Origin of the sequence: Klebsiella grimontii (genome assembly GCF_042137965.1) — a bacterium.
GTDB lineage: Bacteria > Pseudomonadota > Gammaproteobacteria > Enterobacterales > Enterobacteriaceae > Klebsiella > Klebsiella grimontii.
Map to the genome: position 1 here is coordinate 1,473,089 of NZ_CP169721.1, position 19,189 is coordinate 1,492,277.

At 56.9% G+C, this 19,189-nt stretch carries 23 protein-coding genes; 15 read left to right on the forward strand and 8 right to left on the reverse strand.

Annotation, left to right across the window (positions count from 1 at the left end):
* Positions 1-14 precede the first annotated feature (14 nt).
* Genes eutC through eutR form a run of 4 tightly spaced genes read left to right on the forward strand, consistent with a single transcriptional unit; the run spans position 15 to position 3,180 of the window.
* Positions 15-908 carry an ethanolamine ammonia-lyase subunit EutC gene (gene eutC / locus ACE3MN_RS07095; RefSeq protein WP_004870743.1) on the forward strand — a complete coding sequence of 298 codons (894 nt, stop codon included), beginning with the start codon at positions 15-17 and terminating at the stop codon, positions 906-908.
* 9 nt (positions 909-917) lie between these two features.
* Positions 918-1,577, forward strand: coding sequence for an ethanolamine utilization microcompartment protein EutL (eutL, locus tag ACE3MN_RS07100; protein WP_004123400.1), 660 nt, complete (start codon positions 918-920; stop codon positions 1,575-1,577).
* Between the two features lie 10 nt (positions 1,578-1,587).
* The gene (gene eutK, locus ACE3MN_RS07105; RefSeq protein ID WP_004870745.1) at positions 1,588-2,079 is read left to right on the forward strand and encodes an ethanolamine utilization microcompartment protein EutK; all 492 of its coding nucleotides are present in this window, start codon (positions 1,588-1,590) and stop codon (positions 2,077-2,079) included.
* A gap of 48 nt (positions 2,080-2,127) precedes the next feature.
* Positions 2,128-3,180 (forward strand): HTH-type transcriptional regulator EutR, encoded by a 1,053-nt coding sequence (gene eutR / locus ACE3MN_RS07110; RefSeq protein WP_004870747.1) that lies wholly within the window; start codon positions 2,128-2,130, stop codon positions 3,178-3,180.
* Between the two features lie 133 nt (positions 3,181-3,313).
* Here eutR and hemF read toward each other — a convergent pair whose 3' ends face one another.
* Together hemF and amiA are read right to left on the reverse strand one after the other, a co-directional pair.
* Positions 3,314-4,213 carry an oxygen-dependent coproporphyrinogen oxidase gene (gene hemF / locus ACE3MN_RS07115; protein ID WP_004870749.1) on the reverse strand — a complete coding sequence of 300 codons (900 nt, stop codon included), beginning with the start codon at positions 4,211-4,213 and terminating at the stop codon, positions 3,314-3,316.
* A complete protein-coding gene (amiA, locus tag ACE3MN_RS07120) occupies positions 4,213-5,088 on the reverse strand; it encodes an N-acetylmuramoyl-L-alanine amidase AmiA (RefSeq protein WP_004870750.1) in 876 nt (291 codons plus the stop codon). The genes hemF and amiA overlap by 1 nt, the downstream gene beginning before the upstream one ends.
* Positions 5,089-5,299: 211 nt before the next feature.
* Between amiA and ACE3MN_RS07125 the strand changes: the two genes are divergently transcribed.
* From ACE3MN_RS07125 to cysM, 9 genes are all read left to right on the forward strand, one after another.
* Positions 5,300-5,725 carry a GNAT family acetyltransferase gene (locus ACE3MN_RS07125; protein ID WP_004853033.1) on the forward strand — a complete coding sequence of 142 codons (426 nt, stop codon included), beginning with the start codon at positions 5,300-5,302 and terminating at the stop codon, positions 5,723-5,725.
* Entirely contained in the window at positions 5,712-6,161 is a 450-nt protein-coding gene (locus tag ACE3MN_RS07130) for a DUF2919 domain-containing protein (protein WP_004870752.1), read from the forward strand. Before ACE3MN_RS07125 ends, ACE3MN_RS07130 begins: the two co-directional genes overlap by 14 nt.
* Before the next feature lie 63 nt (positions 6,162-6,224).
* Positions 6,225-6,800 (forward strand): RpoE-regulated lipoprotein, encoded by a 576-nt coding sequence (locus ACE3MN_RS07135; protein WP_004870754.1) that lies wholly within the window; start codon positions 6,225-6,227, stop codon positions 6,798-6,800.
* Between the two features lie 96 nt (positions 6,801-6,896).
* Entirely contained in the window at positions 6,897-7,796 is a 900-nt protein-coding gene (locus ACE3MN_RS07140) for a Dyp-type peroxidase (protein WP_004870755.1), read from the forward strand.
* Positions 7,797-8,015: 219 nt separating this feature from the next.
* A complete protein-coding gene (gene cysP / locus ACE3MN_RS07145) occupies positions 8,016-9,032 on the forward strand; it encodes a thiosulfate/sulfate ABC transporter substrate-binding protein CysP (protein WP_004870758.1) in 1,017 nt (338 codons plus the stop codon).
* Complete coding sequence (gene cysT, locus ACE3MN_RS07150; RefSeq protein WP_004123378.1) at positions 9,032-9,865, forward strand: sulfate/thiosulfate ABC transporter permease CysT; 834 nt, start codon at positions 9,032-9,034, stop codon at positions 9,863-9,865. The genes cysP and cysT overlap by 1 nt, the downstream gene beginning before the upstream one ends.
* On the forward strand, positions 9,865-10,740 hold the full coding sequence (gene cysW / locus ACE3MN_RS07155) for a sulfate/thiosulfate ABC transporter permease CysW (protein ID WP_004870763.1): 876 nt from the start codon (positions 9,865-9,867) through the stop codon (positions 10,738-10,740). The genes cysT and cysW overlap by 1 nt, the downstream gene beginning before the upstream one ends.
* Positions 10,730-11,824 (forward strand): sulfate/thiosulfate ABC transporter ATP-binding protein CysA, encoded by a 1,095-nt coding sequence (gene cysA / locus ACE3MN_RS07160; protein WP_049088208.1) that lies wholly within the window; start codon positions 10,730-10,732, stop codon positions 11,822-11,824. Before cysW ends, cysA begins: the two co-directional genes overlap by 11 nt.
* Positions 11,825-11,942: 118 nt before the next feature.
* Positions 11,943-12,854 carry a cysteine synthase CysM gene (gene cysM / locus ACE3MN_RS07165; protein ID WP_024359313.1) on the forward strand — a complete coding sequence of 304 codons (912 nt, stop codon included), beginning with the start codon at positions 11,943-11,945 and terminating at the stop codon, positions 12,852-12,854.
* On the opposite strand, the gene ACE3MN_RS07170 is transcribed toward cysM, so the two are convergent.
* The 3 genes from ACE3MN_RS07170 to ptsJ are packed head-to-tail and all read right to left on the reverse strand — an operon-like array spanning position 12,851 to position 15,321.
* Positions 12,851-13,255 carry a YybH family protein gene (locus ACE3MN_RS07170; RefSeq protein WP_004870769.1) on the reverse strand — a complete coding sequence of 135 codons (405 nt, stop codon included), beginning with the start codon at positions 13,253-13,255 and terminating at the stop codon, positions 12,851-12,853. The genes cysM and ACE3MN_RS07170 overlap by 4 nt on opposite strands.
* Positions 13,256-13,300: 45 nt before the next feature.
* Positions 13,301-14,008 carry a GMP synthase gene (locus ACE3MN_RS07175; protein ID WP_004870773.1) on the reverse strand — a complete coding sequence of 236 codons (708 nt, stop codon included), beginning with the start codon at positions 14,006-14,008 and terminating at the stop codon, positions 13,301-13,303.
* 14 nt (positions 14,009-14,022) lie between these two features.
* Positions 14,023-15,321 (reverse strand): transcriptional regulator PtsJ, encoded by a 1,299-nt coding sequence (gene ptsJ, locus ACE3MN_RS07180; protein WP_049085971.1) that lies wholly within the window; start codon positions 15,319-15,321, stop codon positions 14,023-14,025.
* 82 nt (positions 15,322-15,403) lie between these two features.
* Between ptsJ and pdxK the strand changes: the two genes are divergently transcribed.
* Positions 15,404-16,270 carry a pyridoxine/pyridoxal/pyridoxamine kinase gene (pdxK, locus tag ACE3MN_RS07185; protein ID WP_375364322.1) on the forward strand — a complete coding sequence of 289 codons (867 nt, stop codon included), beginning with the start codon at positions 15,404-15,406 and terminating at the stop codon, positions 16,268-16,270.
* The gene (locus ACE3MN_RS07190; RefSeq protein ID WP_004104337.1) at positions 16,267-16,506 is read left to right on the forward strand and encodes a hypothetical protein; all 240 of its coding nucleotides are present in this window, start codon (positions 16,267-16,269) and stop codon (positions 16,504-16,506) included. The genes pdxK and ACE3MN_RS07190 overlap by 4 nt, the downstream gene beginning before the upstream one ends.
* Before the next feature lie 42 nt (positions 16,507-16,548).
* Here ACE3MN_RS07190 and crr read toward each other — a convergent pair whose 3' ends face one another.
* Genes crr through ptsH form a run of 3 tightly spaced genes read right to left on the reverse strand, consistent with a single transcriptional unit; the run spans position 16,549 to position 19,130 of the window.
* Positions 16,549-17,058 (reverse strand): PTS glucose transporter subunit IIA, encoded by a 510-nt coding sequence (crr, locus tag ACE3MN_RS07195; protein WP_000522253.1) that lies wholly within the window; start codon positions 17,056-17,058, stop codon positions 16,549-16,551.
* Between the two features lie 42 nt (positions 17,059-17,100).
* On the reverse strand, positions 17,101-18,828 hold the full coding sequence (gene ptsI, locus ACE3MN_RS07200; RefSeq protein ID WP_004870786.1) for a phosphoenolpyruvate-protein phosphotransferase PtsI: 1,728 nt from the start codon (positions 18,826-18,828) through the stop codon (positions 17,101-17,103).
* 44 nt (positions 18,829-18,872) lie between these two features.
* Positions 18,873-19,130, reverse strand: a complete 258-nt coding sequence (ptsH, locus tag ACE3MN_RS07205; RefSeq protein ID WP_002913505.1) for a phosphocarrier protein Hpr — start codon at positions 19,128-19,130, stop codon at positions 18,873-18,875.
* Positions 19,131-19,189 lie beyond the last annotated feature (59 nt).

A 19,189-nucleotide genomic window follows, 5' to 3' on the forward strand; every position in this document is an offset into this window, starting at 1 on the left:
GGGGATGACACATGATGGATCAAAAGCAGATTGAAGAAATTGTACGTAGCGTGATGGCGTCAATGGGACAACCGCAAACGGCTACGCAAGCGCCTGAGGCGACGGTGGCGAAATGCGCCAGCCAGTGTGAGGTGGCGGCGGAGAGCTGCACGCTGGATTTAGGTTCGCCGGAGGCGAAAGGCTGGATTGGCGTGCAGCAGCCGCATCGCGCGGAAGTGCTGGCCGAACTGAAGCGCAGCACCGCGGCGCGCGTGTGTACCGGCCGCGCCGGCCCGCGTCCGCGCACCCTCGCGCTGCTGCGCTTTCTCGCCGACCACTCGCGCTCCAAGGATACGGTGCTGAAAGAGGTTCCGGAAGAGTGGGTGAAAACCCAGGGATTGCTGGAGGTACGCTCCGAAATTAGCGACAAAAACCTCTACCTGACGCGCCCGGATATGGGCCGTCGGCTGAGTCCGGAGGCGATTGAGGCGCTGAAGGCGCAGTGTGTGGCGAATCCTGACGTTCAGGTGGTGGTGTCCGATGGCCTCTCTACCGACGCGATCACCGTCAACTATGAAGAGATCCTGCCGCCGCTGCTGTCGGGGCTGAAGCAGGCCGGGCTGAAGGTCGGTACGCCGTTCTTCGTCCGCTACGGGCGGGTCAAAATTGAAGATCAGATTGGCGAAATCCTCGGCGCGAAAGTGGTGATCCTGCTGGTGGGCGAACGTCCGGGGCTGGGGCAGTCGGAAAGCCTCTCCTGTTACGCCGTTTATTCGCCGCGCGTGGCCACCACCGTCGAAGCGGACCGGACCTGTATTTCAAATATCCACCAGGGCGGCACGCCGCCGGTAGAAGCCGCCGCGGTGATCGTCGATTTGGCCAAACGCATGCTGGAGCAGAAGGCTTCCGGCATCAACATGACTCGGTAAGGAGGCATCATGCCTGCATTAGATTTAATTCGCCCTTCGGTGACGGCCATGCGCGTGATTGCTTCAGTGAATGACGGCTTTGCCCGCGAGCTTAAATTACCGCCGCATATACGTAGCCTCGGACTCATCACGGCGGATTCAGATGATGTGACTTATATTGCCGCTGACGAAGCGACAAAACAGGCGATGGTCGAAGTGGTATATGGCCGCTCGCTCTACGCCGGCGCGGCTCACGGTCCTTCGCCAACCGCAGGTGAAGTGCTGATTATGCTGGGCGGCCCGAACCCGGCGGAAGTTCGCGCCGGTCTGGATGCGATGGTGGCGCATATCGAAAATGGGGCTGCGTTCCAGTGGGCCAACGATGCCGAAGATACGGCGTTTCTGGCGCACGTGGTGTCGCGAACCGGCTCTTATCTCTCGTCTACCTCCGGTATCGCGCTGGGCGATCCGATCGCTTACCTGGTAGCGCCGCCGCTGGAGGCGACCTTCGGCATCGATGCGGCAATGAAATCGGCCGACGTTCAGCTGGTGACCTACGTGCCGCCGCCGTCGGAAACCAACTATTCCGCCGCGTTTTTGACGGGTAGTCAGGCCGCCTGTAAAGCCGCCTGCAATGCCTTTACCGATGCCGTTCTGGATATTGCCCGTCATCCAATCCAGCGCGCGTAAGGGGGAAGCGATGATCAACGCCCTGGGATTACTGGAAGTGGACGGTATGGTCGCCGCCGTTGACGCGGCGGATGCGATGCTGAAGGCGGCCAACGTGCGGCTGCTCAGCCATGAGGTCCTCGACCCCGGCAGGCTGACGCTGGTGGTGGAAGGCGACCTGGCGGCATGCCGGGCGGCGTTGGATGCCGGCAGCGCTGCGGCGCAGCGTACGGGGCGCGTTATTAGCCGTCGGGAGATCGGTCGCCCGGAAGAGGATACCCAGTGGCTGATCGGCGGCTTTCAACGACCGCCGAAAGCGCCCGAGCCGCCTGAGCGGTCCGAGGAAGCGGAATCCTCCGCGCCCTTACTGACGCTGCTGGCGTCGGCGCGTCAGGGAATGACGGCCGGGGAAGTGGCCGCGCATTTCGACTGGTCGCTTGAGAAAGCCAGGAAGGCGCTGGAGCAGCTGTTTTCTACCGGAGCGTTGCGTAAACGCAGTAGCCGCTATCGCTTAAAAAATTAACCTGTCGGAGGTGCCGGGAGCGTGAAAACGCTCCCGGTTTAAAAGATCATGAAAAAGAAAACACCGGTCAACCTGCACCATCTTTATCATGAAGCATTACCCGAAGACGTTAAGCTAACGCCGATGGTCGAGGTGGACAACGTCCACCAGCGGCGAACCACCGATGTCTATGAACATGCCCTGACGATTACCGCCTGGCAGCAGATTTACGATCAGCTTCATCCGGGGAAATTCCACGGTGAATTTACTGAAATCCTGCTCGATGATATTCAGGTCTTTCGTGAATATACCGGTCTGGCGCTGCGCCAGTCCTGCCTGGTGTGGCCTAACTCGTTCTGGTTCGGTATTCCGGCCACCCGCGGCGAGCAGGGATTTATTGGCTCGCAGTGCCTCGGCAGCGCCGAAATCGCTACCCGGCCCGGCGGCACGGAGTTCGAACTCAGTACCCCGGACGATTACACCATCCTTGGGGTGGTCATTTCAGAGGACGTGATTACCCGCCACGCGGGCTTCCTGCATCACCCGGAAAGAGTGCTGCATATGCTGCGTAACCAGTCGGCGCTGGAAGTTAAAGAGCAGCATAAAGCGGCGCTGTGGGGCTTCGTGCAGCAGGCGCTGGCGACGTTCAGCGAGAATCCGGAAAACCTGCATCAGCCCGCGGTGCGCAAAGTGTTGGGCGATAATCTGCTGCTGGCGATGGGGGCGATGCTGGAGGAGGCCCAACCGATCGTCACCGCCGAGAGCATCAGCCATCAGAGCTACCGGCGGCTGCTGTCCCGGGCGCGGGAGTATGTACTGGAGAATATGTCGGAGCCGCTGACCGTTCTCGACCTGTGTAATCAGCTGTACGTTAGCCGCCGCACGCTGCAAAACGCGTTTCACGCGATTCTCGGAATAGGGCCGAACGCGTGGCTGAAGCGTATACGGTTAAACGCGGTGCGCCGGGAGCTGATCAGCCCGTGGTCGCAGAGCGCCACGGTTAAGGATGCCGCAATGCAGTGGGGATTCTGGCATTTGGGCCAGTTCGCCACCGATTATCAGCAGCTGTTCGCCGAGAAACCGTCGCTGACGCTGCATCAGCGGATGCGGCAGTGGGCGTGATGGCGATTGATTTACCGGATGGCGTTTCGTGCCGTTATCGTAGGCCTGATAAGCGTAGCGCCATCGGGAAAAACAGCGCCGGATGGCGGCGTAAACCCCTTATCCGGCCTATGAACCGCGCCATCAGGCAATTTTATACCCAGTCGCGCACCTGAATGAACTCGCCTAGCGCCGCTTCCGGGCTATCCGCTGCCGGCTGGTAGTTATATTCCCAGCGTACCAGCGGCGGCATCGACATCAGGATGGATTCGGTGCGGCCGCCGGTTTGCAGGCCGAACAGGGTGCCGCGATCCCATACCAGGTTAAACTCCACGTAGCGCCCGCGACGGTAGAGCTGAAAATCCCGCTCGCGTTCACCCCAGGCTATTTCCCTGCGTCGCTCGACAATCGGCAAATACGCCTCGGTATAGCCGTTACCCACCGCCTGCATAAAGTTGAAGCAATGGTCGAAGCTGGGGGCATTCAAATCATCGAAAAACAGGCCGCCGATGCCGCGCTGCTCGTTACGGTGTTTGAGAAAGAAGTAGTCATCGCACCACTTTTTATAACGCGGATAAACGTCTTCGCCAAAGGGCTGGCACAGATCGCGGGCGGTACGATGCCAGTGAACGGCATCTTCTTCAAAGCCGTAGTAGGGGGTTAAATCGAAGCCGCCGCCGAACCACCATACCGGATCGGCGCCCGGTTTTTCCGCGATAAAGAAACGCACGTTGGCATGGCTGGTGGGGATATAGGGGCTGCGCGGATGCACGACCAGCGATACGCCCATCGCTTCAAAGCTGCGGCCAGCCAGCTCAGGACGGTGAGCGGTAGCGGAAGCCGGCATCGCATCGCCGTGCACGTGCGAAAAATTCACGCCAGCCTGCTCAAAGATCCCGCCATCGCGCAGCACCCGGCTGCGCCCGCCGCCGCCGCCTTCCCGCCGCCAGCTATCTTCGACAAATTCGTCGCCGTCAACGGCGCTGAGCTGTTGGCAGATAGCATCCTGGAGCTGAAGAAGGAAGGCTTTTACCTGGTGCGCATCGGGTCTCATTAACGTCTCTTCGAGTGGGCTTTCTGGTTATCGAACCAGTGGAAATAGCTGATAATGCCGTTGGCAATCGCCGTGGCGATTTTCTGCCGGAACGCGGTGGTGCCGAGCAGTTTTTCTTCGTTCGGATTGGTAATAAACGATGTCTCCACCAGTACCGACGGAATCGACGGCGATTTCAGCACCACGAACGCCGCCTGTTCGGTATTGCGGCTGTGCAGCTTATGCACCGGCTTAATCTTTTTCAGGATATGCGAGCCGAGCGTCAGGCTGTTTTTAATGGTATCAGTTTGTACCAGGTCGAACAGCACTTGCTGCAATAGATGGTCTTTATCCGTCGTTTTCTTGCCGGCCACTTCATCTGCCCGGTTTTCTCGATCCGAGAGATATTTTGCCATGGCGCTACTGGCGCCGCGGTTGGAAAGGGCGAAAACGGAGGCGCCGGCCGCGCTCGGGTTGGTGAAGCCGTCAGCGTGAATTGACATAAAGAGATCGGCGCCGTGCTGGTGGGCGATCTCCACGCGGTCATAGAGCGGAATAAAGGTGTCGCCGCTGCGCGTCAGGCGCGCATCGATACCGTTGCTGCGCAGGATGCTGCGTACGTTTTTGGCGATCGCCAGCACCACGTGCTTCTCTTTTGAACCGTTATGGCCGATAGCACCGGTGTCGATACCGCCATGGCCCGGGTCGAGCATCACGACGCGTTTGGCGCCTTTTTTCTTCGCTGCGGGTTTGCTGTGCCCATTGGATGTCTTCAATGGCTGTTGTTCTTTCGCGCTGGCCTGTGAGGCGATCCCTGAAAGCGTGATTGCTGCCAGCCCGGCTTTCAGCACCTGGCGGCGCGAAGCAAGTATTTTTAAAGGTTTAAAAGTGCTCATTCGGCCTGAATTGCAAACAAGTGGTAACCAATGTTATATCGTATCGTGTTTTCTGATACGACCATTCAAAATAAGAATTGTTTTACTTTTCATTTCAATACATGACAAAGTCATATTATGCCATTTTTTGCGGCTCATTGCGCCTGATATTGGCTATCGGGCACAATCGCGCCATAATCTCTGTTTTTAACCGTCAATGGTGGGGAATACCATGGAGATACGCGTTTTTCGCCAGCAAGATTTCGAAGAGGTCATTACCCTGTGGGAGCGTTGCGATCTCCTGCGCCCATGGAACGATCCGGAAATGGATATTGAACGTAAGCTGAATCACGATGCCAGCCTGTTCCTGGTCGCCGAGGTTAACGGGGAAGTGGTCGGCACGGTGATGGGCGGTTATGACGGTCATCGCGGGTCTGCTTATTATCTGGGGGTGCATCCTGAATATCGCGGACGCGGTATTGCTAACGCGCTGCTTAATCGGCTGGAGAAAAAGCTGATTGCCCGCGGCTGCCCGAAAATAAACATTATGGTACGCGAAGATAATGATGTGGTGCAGGGAATGTACGAACGCCTTGGCTATGAGCATTCAGACGTGCTGTGCCTCGGCAAGCGCCTAATTGAAGATGAAGAATACTGAGTTTATCCCCGCCGATTTTGATACCCACGGCCGCCTGCGTTTACCGTTTCTTTTTTGGTGCGTGCTGCTGCTTCAGGCGCGGACGTGGGTGCTATTTCTGATGGCCGGCGCGTCGCGCCAGCAGGGCGACGCGCTGCTGAATCTGTTTTATCCGGACCACGATAATTTTTGGCTGGGGTTGCTTCCCGGCATCCCGGCGGTGCTGGCGTTTATCATTAGCGGGCATCGTCAGCGCTTTCCCCGGCTCTGGCCCCTGATGCGCTGGCTGCTGGCGCTTTCCCAGCTATTGCTGTTGGTCTGGCAACCGCTGCTGTGGATGAGCGGCGAATCGCCCTCGGCGGTGACCATCGGCCTGCTGGCGGCGGATCTTTACGCGCTCTGGTGGCTGTTGAGCAGCCGTCGGCTGAAGGCCTGTTTTCGCGAAGAACAGGTTTAACGGCACTTTTTGCCGATCGCGCACTCCAACATGCGTTGAATAAATCAGAAAGGACACTCAGTCATGAAATCGCTACGTTTACTTCTCTGCGCACTACCGCTGGCTTTAACCGGCTGCTCGACGATGAGCTCGGTGAACTGGTCGGCGGCCTATCCGTGGAACTGGTTTGGCTCCTCCACGGAAGTGACCGAACAGGGCGTAGGCAACCTGACGGCGTCAACGCCGCTGAGCGAACAGGCGATCGGCGATGCGCTCGGCAGCAGCTACCGCCTGCGCAGCGGCATGAAAACGGCTAACGGTAATATTGTGCGCTACTTCGAAGCGTTAAAAGATGACAAGGTCGCGCTGACCATCAACGGCGAGAGCGGGACTATCAGCCGCATCGACGTGCGCGATAGCAATATCAAAGCCGCCAGCGGCGTGAAAATCGGTACCCCGTTCAGCGATATCTACAGCAAGGCGTTTGGCAACTGCCAAAAAGGCAGCAATGACAACGGTGCCGTGGTGGAATGCAAGGCCGAGGGCAGCCAGCATATTAGCTATGCTTTTACCGGCAACTGGAACGGTCCTGAAGAGTTAATGCCTTCCGACGACACGCTGAAGAACTGGAAAGTGAGCAAGATTATCTGGCGCCGCTAATTTGATCTGAAGTGATTCGAGGTCCTGAAAAAGCGGGTACAATAGCGCCTTAAAAAAGCCACAGCGTGGTGGCTGTCCTATTTTTCAGGAGGAGCGATGTCTCAGGTTCAGAGCGGCATTTTGCCGGAACATTGCCGTGCGGCGATTTGGATTGAAGCAAATGTCAAAGGCGATGTTGACGCCCTGCGTGAAGCCAGCAAAGTGTTTGTCGATAAGTTAGCCACCTTTCAGGCGAAATACCCGCAAGCGAAGCTGGGGGCGGTGGTGGCTTTTGGTCATAACGTCTGGCGTCAGCTGAGCGGCGGCGTTGGGGCCGAAGAGCTAAAAGACTTTCCGGCCTACGGCAAAGGTCTGGCGCCGTCGACCCAGTACGATGTGCTGATCCACATTCTCTCCGCGCAGCATGAACTGAACTTCTCTGTGGCGCAGGCGGCTATGTCCGCTTTTGGCGCAGTAGTTGATGTTAAAGAAGAGATTCATGGTTTTCGCTGGATTGAAGAGCGCGATCTGAGCGGCTTTGTCGACGGTACTGAAAACCCGGCCGGCGAAGAGACGCGCCGTGAAGTGGCGGTGATTCAGGATGGCGTCGATGCGGGCGGCAGCTACGTATTCGTGCAGCGCTGGGAGCACAACCTCAAGCAGCTTAATCGCATGAGCGTTCCTGACCAGGAGATGATGATTGGCCGCACCAAAGAAGCCAACGAAGAGATTGACGGCGACGATCGTCCGGACACCTCTCACCTGAGCCGCGTGGATCTGAAAGAAGAGGGAAAAGGGCTGAAGATTGTCCGTCAGAGCCTGCCGTACGGCACCGCCAGCGGTACCCACGGCCTCTACTTTTGCGCCTACTGCGCCCGTCTGTACAACATTGAGCAGCAGCTGCTGAGCATGTTCGGCGATACCGACGGTAAGCGCGATGCGATGCTGCGTTTTACCAAACCGGTGACCGGCGGATACTACTTCGCGCCTTCGCTGGATAGACTGCTGGCGCTGTAAGATTTCCCCTCTCCCCACAAGGGGAGGAAACCGTTCGGCGCGGCAGGCAAGCGTCGAACGGTTTCCGGTTCTGGATGCGTGATTCAGATAAGCTTTGCCATTTCCTTATTCTCTTTTCGACTTCCAAATCGCCAAACGGTATATAAAACCGTTACTCCTTTCATAGCCGTTATAAATATGATGATCAGCAGAAAATCATCATATTGATAAGGGTGCGCAATGGCCGTTAAATCATTAACAAAAGGATATCTGGCGCTGGCTGCTTCTGTGCTGCTGGTCGCGCAGGCGCAGGCGACGGAACTGCTGAACAGTTCTTACGATGTTTCCCGCGAGCTGTTTGCCGCCCTTAACCCGCAGTTTGAACAGCAGTGGGCGAAAGATAACGGCGGCGATAAGCTGACGATTAAACAATCTCATGCCGGGTCATCAAAACAGGCGCTGGCGATTCTGCAGGGGCTTAAGGCCGACGTGGTGACCTACAATCAGGTGACCGACGTCCAGATTCTGCACGACAAAGGCAAACTGATCCCGGCGGACTGGCAAAGCCGTCTGCCGAATAACAGCTCGCCGTTTTACTCGACGATGGGATTCCTGGTGCGTAAAGGTAACCCGAAAAATATCCACGACTGGAATGATTTAGTGCGTTCCGATGTGAAGCTCATTTTCCCGAACCCGAAAACCTCCGGCAATGCCCGTTACACCTACCTGGCGGCGTGGGGCGCGGCGGACAAAGCTGACGGCGGTGATAAAGCGAAAACCGAGCAGTTTATGACCCAGTTTCTGAAAAACGTCGAAGTGTTTGATACCGGCGGGCGCGGCGCAACCACCACCTTTGCCGAGCGTGGGCTTGGCGATGTGCTGATTAGCTTTGAATCTGAAGTAAATAACATTCGGAAACAGTACGAAGATCAGGGCTTTGAGGTAGTCATTCCTAAAACCAATATCCTCGCGGAATTCCCGGTCGCCTGGGTGGATAAAAACGTGCAGGCCAACGGAACAGAGAAAGCGGCGAAAGCCTACCTGAACTGGCTCTATAGCCCGCAGGCGCAGACCATCATCACCGATTACTCCTATCGCGTGAATAACCCGGACGTGATGAACAAACTGAAAGATAAATTCCCGCAGACCGATCTGTTCCGCGTGGAAGATAAATTTGGTTCCTGGCCGGAAGTGATGAAAACCCACTTTACCAGCGGCGGCGAGCTGGACAAACTGCTGGCGGCGGGGCGTAAGTAATGTTTGCAGTATCGACTAAACGCGTGCTGCCGGGCTTTACCTTAAGCCTCGGGACCAGCCTGCTGTTCGTCTGCCTGATCCTGTTGTTGCCGCTCAGCGCGCTGGTGATGCAGCTTGCCCAGATGAGCTGGGCGCAGTACTGGGATGTGGTCACCAACCCGCAGGTGGTGGCGGCCTATAAAGTGACGCTACTCTCGGCGTTTGTGGCGTCGATTTTTAACGGCGTCTTCGGCCTGCTGATGGCGTGGATCTTAACCCGCTACCGCTTCCCGGGCCGCACGCTGCTGGATGCTCTGATGGATTTGCCGTTTGCGCTGCCGACGGCCGTTGCCGGCTTAACCCTCGCGTCGCTCTTCTCCGTGAACGGGCTGTACGGCGAGTGGCTGGCGAAATTTGATATTAAAGTCACCTATACGTGGCTCGGTATCGCGGTGGCGATGGCCTTTACCAGCATCCCGTTTGTGGTGCGTACCGTGCAGCCGGTGCTGGAAGAGTTGGGCCCGGAATATGAAGAAGCGGCGGAAACCCTGGGCGCCACGCGCTGGCAGAGCTTTCGCAAGGTGGTGCTGCCGGAGCTCTCCCCGGCGCTGATGGCGGGCGTTGCGCTGTCCTTTACCCGCAGCCTCGGTGAGTTTGGCGCGGTGATTTTTATCGCCGGCAACATTGCGTGGAAAACGGAAGTGACCTCGCTGATGATTTTTATCCGTTTGCAGGAGTTTGATTACCCGGCGGCGAGCGCGATTGCTTCGGTGATCCTCGCGGCCTCGCTGCTGCTGCTGTACTCGATTAACACTCTGCAAAGTCGCTTTGGTCGACGCGTGGTAGGTCATTAATGGCGATCGTTGCTCAATTGAAGCGTTATGACGCTCCCCGCATTAACTGGGGAAAATGGTTTCTGATAGGTGTTGGGGTGCTGGTTTCTGCCTTCATCCTGATTGTGCCGATGGTCTATATCTTCGTGCAGGCCTTTAGCAAAGGCCTGATGCCGGTACTGCAAAACCTTGCAGACCCGGACATGCTGCACGCCATTTGGCTAACGGTCATGATTGCCTTGATTACCGTACCGGTAAACCTGGTTTTCGGTACGCTGCTGGCGTGGCTGGTGACGCGCTTTACCTTTCCAGGCCGTCAGCTGCTGCTGACGCTGTTGGATATACCGTTTGCCGTCTCGCCGGTGGTGGCGGGCCTGGTTTATTTGCTGTTTTACGGTTCTAACGGTCCGCTGGGCGGCTGGCTCGATGAGCATAACCTGCAGATTATGTTTGCCTGGCCGGGCATGGTCCTGGCGACCATTTTTGTGACCTGTCCGTTTGTGGTCCGCGAACTGGTGCCGGTGATGATGAGCCAGGGCAGCAATGAAGATGAGGCGGCGATTCTGCTCGGCGCGTCGGGCTGGCAGATGTTCCGCCGGGTTACGCTGCCCAATATTCGCTGGGCGCTGCTCTACGGCGTGGTGCTGACTAACGCCCGCGCGATCGGTGAATTCGGCGCCGTGTCGGTGGTTTCCGGCTCAATCCGCGGCGAAACCTTATCGCTGCCGCTACAAATTGAACTACTGGAGCAGGATTACAATTCCGTCGGTTCGTTTACCGCCGCCGCACTGCTGACGTTAATGGCTATTTTGACCCTGTTTTTGAAGAGTATGGTGCAATGGCGTTTGGCCAATCAGGAAAAACGCGCGCAACTGGAGGGAAATCATGAGCATTGAGATTGCCAATATTAAGAAGTCTTTTGGTCGCACGCAGGTGCTGAATGATATCTCGCTGGATATCCCCTCCGGACAGATGGTCGCGCTGCTGGGGCCGTCAGGCTCCGGGAAAACCACGCTGCTGCGTATCATCGCCGGGCTGGAAAATCAGTCCAGCGGCCATATCCGTTTTCACGGTACCGACGTCAGCCGCGTGCATGCGCGTGACCGTAAAGTCGGCTTCGTGTTCCAGCACTACGCGCTGTTTCGCCATATGACGGTGTTCGACAATATCGCCTTCGGCCTGACGGTACTGCCGCGTCGTGAACGACCGAATGCTGCCGGCATCAAGGCAAAAGTCACCAAGCTGCTGGAGATGGTCCAACTGGCGCATCTGGCGGAACGCTATCCGGCCCAGCTTTCCGGCGGGCAGAAGCAGCGCGTCGCGTTAGCGCGCGCGCTGGCGGTTGAACCGCAGATCCTGCTGCTGGATGAACCTTTTGGCGCGCTGGACGCCCAGGTCCGTAAAGAACTGAGACGCTGGCTGCGTCAGCTGCACGAAGAGCTGAAGTTTACCAGCGTATTTGTCACCCACGATCAGGAAGAGGCGACCGAAGTGGCCGATCGCGTGGTGGTCATGAGCCAGGGCAATATTGAACAGGCCGATGCGCCCGATCGGGTATGGCGCGAGCCGGCCACGCGTTTTGTGCTGGAGTTCATGGGCGAAGTTAACCGCCTGAAGGGAACCCTTCGCGGCGGTCAGTTCCACGTCGGCGCGCATCGCTGGCCGTTGGGCTATACCCCGGCGTACCAGGGGCCGGTCGATCTGTTCCTGCGTCCGTGGGAAGTGGACATCAGCCGTCGCACCAGCCTGGATTCGCCGCTGCCGGTACAGGTGCTGGAAGCGAGCCCGAAAGGCCACTACACCCAATTAGTTGTGCAGCCTCTCGGGTGGTATGACGAACCGCTAACCGTGGTGCATCAGGGTGAAGACGCGCCGCATCGCGGGGAACGCCTGTTTGTTGGCCTGCAGAACGCGCGTCTGTACAACGGCAATGAACGTATTGAGCCGCGCGAGGAGCTTGCTCTGGCTGAATCGGCCTGATAGCTTATTGCGTAGTTTATCGCCCGGTGGCGCTTCGCCTATCGGGCCTACAGTAATCACTGCGTCTTGTAGGCCGGGTAAGCGAAGCGCCACCCGGCTTTTTTATTGAGTAGAAATCGTGAATACACTCGAATATACCATCGGCAATACTCCTCTGGTCAAACTGCAGCGCATGGGGCCGGACAACGGCAGCGAAATATGGGTCAAACTCGAAGGCAACAATCCCGCGGGCTCGGTGAAAGACAGAGCGGCGCTGTCGATGATTGTCGAGGCTGAAAAGCGCGGAGAGATTAAGCCCGGTGATGTGCTGATTGAAGCGACCAGCGGCAACACCGGCATTGCGCTGGCGATGATCGCCGCGCTTAAAGGCTATCAGATGAAGCTGCTGATGCCGGACAACATGAGCCAGGAGCGCCGTGCCGCCATGCGCGCCTACGGCGCGGAGCTGATTCTGGTGACGAAAGAGCAGGGAATGGAAGGCGCGCGTGACTTAGCGTTAGCAATGGCCCAGCGCGGCGAAGGCAAGCTATTGGATCAGTTCAACAATCCTGATAACCCGTACGCGCACTACACCACCACCGGGCCGGAAATCTGGCGGCAGACTGACGGGCGGATCACCCATTTTGTCTCCAGCATGGGCACCACCGGCACCATTACCGGCGTATCGCGTTTTCTGCGCGAGCAGGATAAAGCGGTGAGCATCGTCGGACTGCAGCCGGAAGAGGGGAGCAGTATTCCCGGCATTCGCCGCTGGCCTGCCGAATATATGCCGGGCATTTTTAACGCGCAGCTGGTGGACGTGGTGCTCGATATCCATCAACAGGATGCCGAAAACACCATGCGGATGCTGGCGGTGAAGGAAGGGATTTTCTGCGGCGTCAGTTCCGGCGGCGCGGTGGCGGGCGCATTGCGCGTTGCCCGCGAAAATCCCGGCGCGGTAGTGGTGGCGATCGTTTGCGATCGCGGCGATCGCTACCTTTCTACCGGTGTATTTGGCGAAGAGCATTTTACCCAGGGCGCGGGAATTTAAACCTCGGGCGCGTCGAGCAGGTCGGTACCGTAGGAGTTATCCACGGTGCAGAGCCAGCGTTCGCCCTGCTGACGAAAGACATAGGTTGCGCGCCGCGTGACCTGTGTTATCCCGGCTTCCGTCGGGATATCCAGCCGGGTTTCCATAATCACCAGCGCATTGCCGCCGCCTTCGATGATCTCCATTTTTCCCTGCGTCACCACCAGCCGGTGCTGAAAATAGTCGGCAATGGCGATAAACGCGTTGCGGATATTTTCTTTGCCTCTGGCCACCATGCCTGGTTTGACGACCAGCGCGGCGTCTTCAGCGTAATACTCCATCAGTGTCGCGTAATCTTCCTGGGAGATAGCGCGATCGCAGGCTTCGATGGCGGCTTTAAGCTGTGGGTTGGGATTGTGCATTTGTGGCGATCCTCGCATTGTCGGGCTTGAATAAAAGCGTTTTGCTTACTTTGCCGTCAGCTTATCAAGGAACACCCATAGCTTCTCATTCATTTCGCGATAATCCCAGGCGCGCATCTCCTGTTCACTACGAATGAAACGCCTGCCTCGGGCGGCGCTAAGCTCCTGCTGTGAATGGGCGATAAGCAGCTCGATGACCTCAGCGTCAAACTCCATGTGGCACTGGAAGCCATAGACCCGGTCGCTGTATTTCACAATTTGCCGCGGGCAGCCTTCGCTGGAGGCCATCACTTCCGCCTCTGGCGTCAGGCCCGGCATATCGTTATGCCAGTGGCCGACGACCAGCGAGGGGCCAAAATGGGCCAGTTTGTCATCCTGCAGGCCCGCGGTGGTGAGCGTGATGGGATAGTGGCCGACCTCTTTTTCCGGGCTCTGCATGACCGGCGCGCCCAGCGCTTCACCGATAAGCTGCGAGCCGAGGCAAATCCCCACCACGATCCGTCCTGCGGCAATGGCCTGCGCAATCAAACGCTGCTCGGCGTGGCTATCAAACCAGGGGCACTCAGTTAATGTGGTGCGCGGCGACTGCGGGCCGCCGAGCACAACCAGCATATCAAAGGCGTTGGCGTTTTCCGGGAGCGCATCTCCCGCATATACCCGAGACCAGCTGATACCGTAGCCGCGCGCCTGCGCCCAGCGCAGGTAAGCTCCCGGCGCTTCAAAGACTTCATGGACGATAAAGTGGATCTGCATAGCGTTAACTCCCGTCACTGTTGTTGTAATATCTGGTATAAGTCATTGGCGAGCTTATTAATTTCATTCTCGCTTAGCGTCGCAAGCGACAGCCGTAGCCCGTGCGCTGGTTCGCGGATACCGAACGTTTCGCCTTCGCGAACCAGCCAGCCGGCGTGCGCCAGACGAAGCGCCACCGGCTGACTCGGCTCCTCCAGCGGGAACCAAAAATTAAGCCCGTCTCCTGGCGTCAGGTGGGTGATTCCGCGGCTGGCGAGGGCGGCAATCAGCTTTTCATGCTGTTGACGATAGTGGCGCCGGGTTTCCGCCAGAGAGGCCATAAAGGCGTTGTCGTTAAGGCAGGCGATGACCAGATCCTGCAACAGATGGCTGACCCACTGGCTACCGGAATTAAGCCTGAGGCGCAGCGCCGCCGACGTGTCGGCGTCGCTGGCGACGATGGCCAGACGTATATCCGGCCCCAGGGTTTTTGACAGGGAGCGTACCAGCGCCCAACGCTGGCTTTCCGCGGCGATAGGGGAGTACCAGGGCGTGGCGGAGAGCAGCGCGAAATGATCGTCAACAATCACCAGAACCTGCGGATAGCGGGCCAGTATTTCGCGTATTGCCCGGGCGCGGGATTCGCTGAGGCTACAGCCGGTCGGATTGTGCGCGCGCGGGGTGATAATGACCGCCCGGGCGCCGTTGCGCAGCGCCTCTTCAAGGGGCTCAGGCTGCATGCCTTCCCCGTCGACCGGCACCGGCGAAGGGTGAAAACCGGCATAGCGCAGCATATTGATGCTGCTGAGAAAGCAGGGATCTTCAATGGCCACGCTATCGCCGGGCAGCAACAGGGCGCATAGCAGGCGCTCAAGCGCATCGACGGCGCCGCTGGCGAGGTTAATCTCGGCGTCCATCTCCAGATCCGGGTTAACCCAGCGACTGGCCCACGCGGCCAGCCGGGGCTCAACCGCCGCATCGCCGTACAGACGTGGCGCTAAAGCAATCGCGCCGAGGGAGTGCTTGAGGTTCGCCAGGCGAGCGGGATCGGGATTGCCGCTGGAAATATCCTTCAGCGGGGAAGAGGGATCGCCCCCTTCAAGGGCGGGAAGAGTATTATGCGTTTTAATAGCGGTGCCATTACGCCCCTGACTGACGGCCAGACCGGAGGTTACCAGGCGCTTATAGGCGGCAGCGACGGTATTGCGGTTAACCGCCAGCTTGCCCGCCAGCTCGCGGACCGGCGGCAAAATATCGCCAGGCTTGAGCGCGCCGCTTTGTACCAGATGGCGGATATTATCGAAGATCTCACTGGCAGTTTTTCCAACGATCATTATTGACCTATGACAAAATGAATTTTAGCATAGGACGAATGATAATCAGAGTCTGACTCGCTGTCCAGCGGGAGGAGAAAGGATGGATCAGCAAGATGAAATACAATCGGTGCTCTTTAGCGATAAAAGCCGGGCACTGCAGGTCGATATCGTGGCCGTGCAGTCGCAGGTGGTTTACGGCAGCGTAGGCAACAGTATTGCGATACCGGCGATAAAGCAGCACGGCCTGCGGGTGATGGCGGTGCCGACGGTGCTGTTTAGCAATACACCGCATTACGATACCTACTACGGCGGGGTGATCCCGGAAGAGTGGTTTGCCGGTTATTTAAAGGCGCTGGAGGAGCGTGACGCGCTCCGCGAGCTGCGGGCGGTAACGACCGGCTATATGGGCAGCGCCGTGCAGATTAAGCGTCTGGCGCAATGGCTGCAGCTCATTCGCGAGCAGCGTCCTGAACTGTGTATTCTCGTTGATCCCGTCATTGGCGATGTGGATAGCGGTATCTACGTCAAGGCCGAGATCCCTGAAGCCTATCGTACGCATTTGCTCCCGCAGGCTCAGGGGATCACGCCCAATCTGTTTGAGCTGGAGACGCTAAGCGGCCTGCCTTGTCATCATCAGCAGGAGGCGATTATTGCCGCCCGTAGTCTGCTCTCTGATTCACTGCAATGGGTGGTTATTACCAGCGCGCCGGGAGCGGATAGCGCCACGATCAACGTGCTGGTGGTTAGCGCAGAGTCGGTCGAGGTGATCGAACATCCGCGTGTAGAAACCGACCTCAAGGGAACGGGCGACCTTTTTTGCGCCGAACTGGCGAGCGGCCTGGTTTGCGGGATACCGCTGGGCGATGCCGCTAAAGCCGCCGCGCAGCGGGTGCTGGCGGTCATGACATGGACCGAGGAACAGGGCTGCGATGAGCTCATTCTGCCGCCGCGAGGGGAGGGAGTATGAAGAGCTATCGCTTAGTGGTGCGCCAGCAGGGAAGAGTCGTCGGTCATTTTGAGACGACCGGCAGCGAAGCGCTGGAAGATGTTTGCGAAGTGGGGTCGCTATTTGGCGCCGTGGGCGGATATCAGTGTGATTTACAGGTTTCTGACAGCGAGAAGCGGATTCTGGAAAGCGGCCCTGAGGGGATGAAAATACTTTCGCGGGAGAAGTGCTATCGGCCGTTTAAAGCGGCGAGATAAAAAAATGGCGCCCTGAGAGGCGCCATTCTTCTGCGGCAAGAATTACTTCTTGATGCGGATAACCGGCGTTTCACCCACGGTTACGCTACCGGACAGTTTGATCAGCTCTTTGATCTCGTCCATGTTGGAGATAACAACCGGAGTCAGGGTAGACTTGGCTTTCTCTTCCAGCAGCGGCAGATCGAATTCGATAACCGGGTCGCCGACTTTCACACGCTGGCCTTCTTCAGCGATACGTTTGAAGCCTTCGCCTTTCAGTTCAACGGTATCAATACCGAAGTGAACGAACAGCTCGATGCCGCTATCAGATTCGATTGAAAAAGCATGGTTGGTTTCAAAAATTTTACCGATGGTACCATCTACCGGCGCAACCATTTTGTTGCCAGTAGGTTTGATAGCAATGCCATCACCCACAATTTTTTCCGCGAAAACTACATCCGGCACGTCTTCAATGTTGACGATCTCGCCAGAGAGCGGGGCAACAATCTCAATAGTTCCGGTGTCTTTTTTGTCATCAGAAACCAGAGATTTCAATTTATCGAACAAACCCATGATCTTCTCCTAAGCAGTAATTTGGGCCGCGCATCTCGTGAATTAGCAGATTGTTTTTTCTTCAATGAACTTGTTAACCAGCGTCATTAACTCGTCCGTTGTCGGTTGAGCAAGAGCCTGCTCTGCTAATACTTTCGCATCTTCGAAGTTCGTGTTACGGATAATCTTCTTGATGCGCGGGATGGAAATGGCGCTCATAGAGAACTCGTCCAGACCCATACCCAGCAACAGAAGTGTAGCACGTTCATCGCCCGCAAGCTCACCGCACATGCCAGTCCATTTGCCTTCAGCATGAGAAGCATCAATAACTTGCTTAATCAGCGTCAGCACGGACGGGGACATTGGCTGGTAAAGATGTGAAATCATATCATTACCACGGTCAACTGCCAGAGTATACTGCGTTAAATCATTGGTACCGATACTAAAGAAATCAACTTCTTTGGCTAAGTGACGAGCAATTGTCGCAGCGGCTGGGGTTTCCACCATCACGCCAATCTCAATGGACTCATCAAAAGCTTTACCTTCGTCGCGCAGTTCCTGTTTGTAGATTTCGATCTCTTTTTTCAGTGCACGCACTTCTTCAACAGAGATGATCATCGGGAACATGATGCGCAGTTTACCGAAAGCGGAAGCACGCAGGATTGCACGAACCTGGTCACGCAGAATCTCTTTGCGATCCATGGCGATGCGCACCGCGCGCCAGCCGAGGAACGGGTTCTCTTCTTTCGGGAAGTTCATGTACGGCAGCTCTTTGTCGCCGCCGATGTCCATGGTGCGAACGATAACCGCCTGCGAGCCGCACGCTTCGGCAACGGCTTTGTAAGCGGCGAACTGTTCTTCTTCAGTTGGCAGCGAGTCGCGGTCCATGAACAGGAATTCTGTACGATATAAGCCAACGCCTTCTGCACCGTTACGCTCGGCACCTTCAACGTCGCGTACGGTACCGATGTTGGCGCAGACTTCAACCTGATGGCCGTCCAGCGTGATGGCCGGCAGGTCTTTCAGCTTAGCCAGTTCCGCTTTTTCTTCAGCGACCTGAGCCTGCAGGTTGCGCAGTTCTTCGATTTGTTGGTCGCTCGGGTTAACCAGAACCTGATTATTCACCGCGTCGAGAACCAGATAGTCGCCGTTTTTCACCTGGCTGGTCACGCTGCCGGTGCCCACGATGGCCGGCAGTTCAAGGGAACGCGCCATGATGGAGGTGTGGGAAGTACGACCGCCCGCGTCGGTAATGAAACCCAGCACCTTGTTCAGGTTCAGCTGCGCGGTTTCAGACGGAGTGAGGTCAGCGGCAACCAGAATAACTTCATCCTGAATCGCGCTCAGATCGATGATGGCCAGACCGAGGATGTTGCGCAGCAGGCGCTTACCGATGTCGCGTACGTCAGCCGCACGCTCTTTCAGGTATTCGTCATCCAGTTCTTCCAGGGCAGTAGCCTGACCTTCGATAACTTCATTGGCTGCCGCATCGGCAGTCATATGCTTATCTTTAATCAGGGCTATGATTTCCTGCTCAAGCTCCTCATCTTCCAGCAGCATGATGTGCCCTTCGAAGATGGCTTCTTTTTCTTCACCGAAAGTTTCACCAGCTTTGGTTTTGATGACCTCCAGCTGGGCGGAGGCCTTGGTGCGGCCGTTCAGAAAACGTTCAACTTCCTGATCAACCTTATCGGCAGAAATTTTCTTCCGGTCGATGACAATTTCGTCTTCTTTCAGCAGAAGAGCTTTGCCGAAAGCGATACCCGGGGATGCTAAAATGCCTGAAATCATAACCCTACCTTACTTGTGACTGATATTAAAAAGAACCCGTGAACTTACTCGAGTTCAGCCATCAGTTTAACCAGATGCTCAACTGCTTTCTGCTCATCTTCGCCTTCGGCAGAGAGAGTCACAACGGTGCCCTGGGTCAGGCCCAGAGTCTGCAGTTTGAACAGGCTTTTGGCGCTGGCGCTTTTGCCGTTGGAGGTTACAGTGATCTCAGAAGTGAAGCCTTTTGCTTCTTTAACAAACTGAGCAGCAGGGCGGGTGTGCAGACCGTTCGGAGCGGTAATAGTAACTTCTTGCTGGAACATTATATTTCCCCAACTTATAGGTTTAGTGTTGTGGACCTAAAGTTTAGCCTAACGGCCAA

What these genes read in the sequence shown, in the direction of transcription:
- eutC (WP_004870743.1), top strand. Translation starts at nt 15, where the DNA reads ATGGATCAAAAGCAGATTGAAGAAATTGTACGTAGCGTGATGGCGTCA.
- eutL (WP_004123400.1), top strand. Translation starts at nt 918, where the DNA reads ATGCCTGCATTAGATTTAATTCGCCCTTCGGTGACGGCCATGCGCGTG.
- eutK (WP_004870745.1), top strand. Translation starts at nt 1,588, where the DNA reads ATGATCAACGCCCTGGGATTACTGGAAGTGGACGGTATGGTCGCCGCC.
- eutR (WP_004870747.1), top strand. Translation starts at nt 2,128, where the DNA reads ATGAAAAAGAAAACACCGGTCAACCTGCACCATCTTTATCATGAAGCA.
- hemF (WP_004870749.1), bottom strand. Translation starts at nt 4,213, where the DNA reads ATGAGACCCGATGCGCACCAGGTAAAAGCCTTCCTTCTTCAGCTCCAG.
- amiA (WP_004870750.1), bottom strand. Translation starts at nt 5,088, where the DNA reads ATGAGCACTTTTAAACCTTTAAAAATACTTGCTTCGCGCCGCCAGGTG.
- ACE3MN_RS07125 (WP_004853033.1), top strand. Translation starts at nt 5,300, where the DNA reads ATGGAGATACGCGTTTTTCGCCAGCAAGATTTCGAAGAGGTCATTACC.
- ACE3MN_RS07130 (WP_004870752.1), top strand. Translation starts at nt 5,712, where the DNA reads ATGAAGAATACTGAGTTTATCCCCGCCGATTTTGATACCCACGGCCGC.
- ACE3MN_RS07135 (WP_004870754.1), top strand. Translation starts at nt 6,225, where the DNA reads ATGAAATCGCTACGTTTACTTCTCTGCGCACTACCGCTGGCTTTAACC.
- ACE3MN_RS07140 (WP_004870755.1), top strand. Translation starts at nt 6,897, where the DNA reads ATGTCTCAGGTTCAGAGCGGCATTTTGCCGGAACATTGCCGTGCGGCG.
- cysP (WP_004870758.1), top strand. Translation starts at nt 8,016, where the DNA reads ATGGCCGTTAAATCATTAACAAAAGGATATCTGGCGCTGGCTGCTTCT.
- cysT (WP_004123378.1), top strand. Translation starts at nt 9,032, where the DNA reads ATGTTTGCAGTATCGACTAAACGCGTGCTGCCGGGCTTTACCTTAAGC.
- cysW (WP_004870763.1), top strand. Translation starts at nt 9,865, where the DNA reads ATGGCGATCGTTGCTCAATTGAAGCGTTATGACGCTCCCCGCATTAAC.
- cysA (WP_049088208.1), top strand. Translation starts at nt 10,730, where the DNA reads ATGAGCATTGAGATTGCCAATATTAAGAAGTCTTTTGGTCGCACGCAG.
- ACE3MN_RS07170 (WP_004870769.1), bottom strand. Translation starts at nt 13,255, where the DNA reads ATGCACAATCCCAACCCACAGCTTAAAGCCGCCATCGAAGCCTGCGAT.
- ACE3MN_RS07175 (WP_004870773.1), bottom strand. Translation starts at nt 14,008, where the DNA reads ATGCAGATCCACTTTATCGTCCATGAAGTCTTTGAAGCGCCGGGAGCT.
- ptsJ (WP_049085971.1), bottom strand. Translation starts at nt 15,321, where the DNA reads ATGATCGTTGGAAAAACTGCCAGTGAGATCTTCGATAATATCCGCCAT.
- pdxK (WP_375364322.1), top strand. Translation starts at nt 15,404, where the DNA reads ATGGATCAGCAAGATGAAATACAATCGGTGCTCTTTAGCGATAAAAGC.
- ACE3MN_RS07190 (WP_004104337.1), top strand. Translation starts at nt 16,267, where the DNA reads ATGAAGAGCTATCGCTTAGTGGTGCGCCAGCAGGGAAGAGTCGTCGGT.
- crr (WP_000522253.1), bottom strand. Translation starts at nt 17,058, where the DNA reads ATGGGTTTGTTCGATAAATTGAAATCTCTGGTTTCTGATGACAAAAAA.
- ptsI (WP_004870786.1), bottom strand. Translation starts at nt 18,828, where the DNA reads ATGATTTCAGGCATTTTAGCATCCCCGGGTATCGCTTTCGGCAAAGCT.
- ptsH (WP_002913505.1), bottom strand. Translation starts at nt 19,130, where the DNA reads ATGTTCCAGCAAGAAGTTACTATTACCGCTCCGAACGGTCTGCACACC.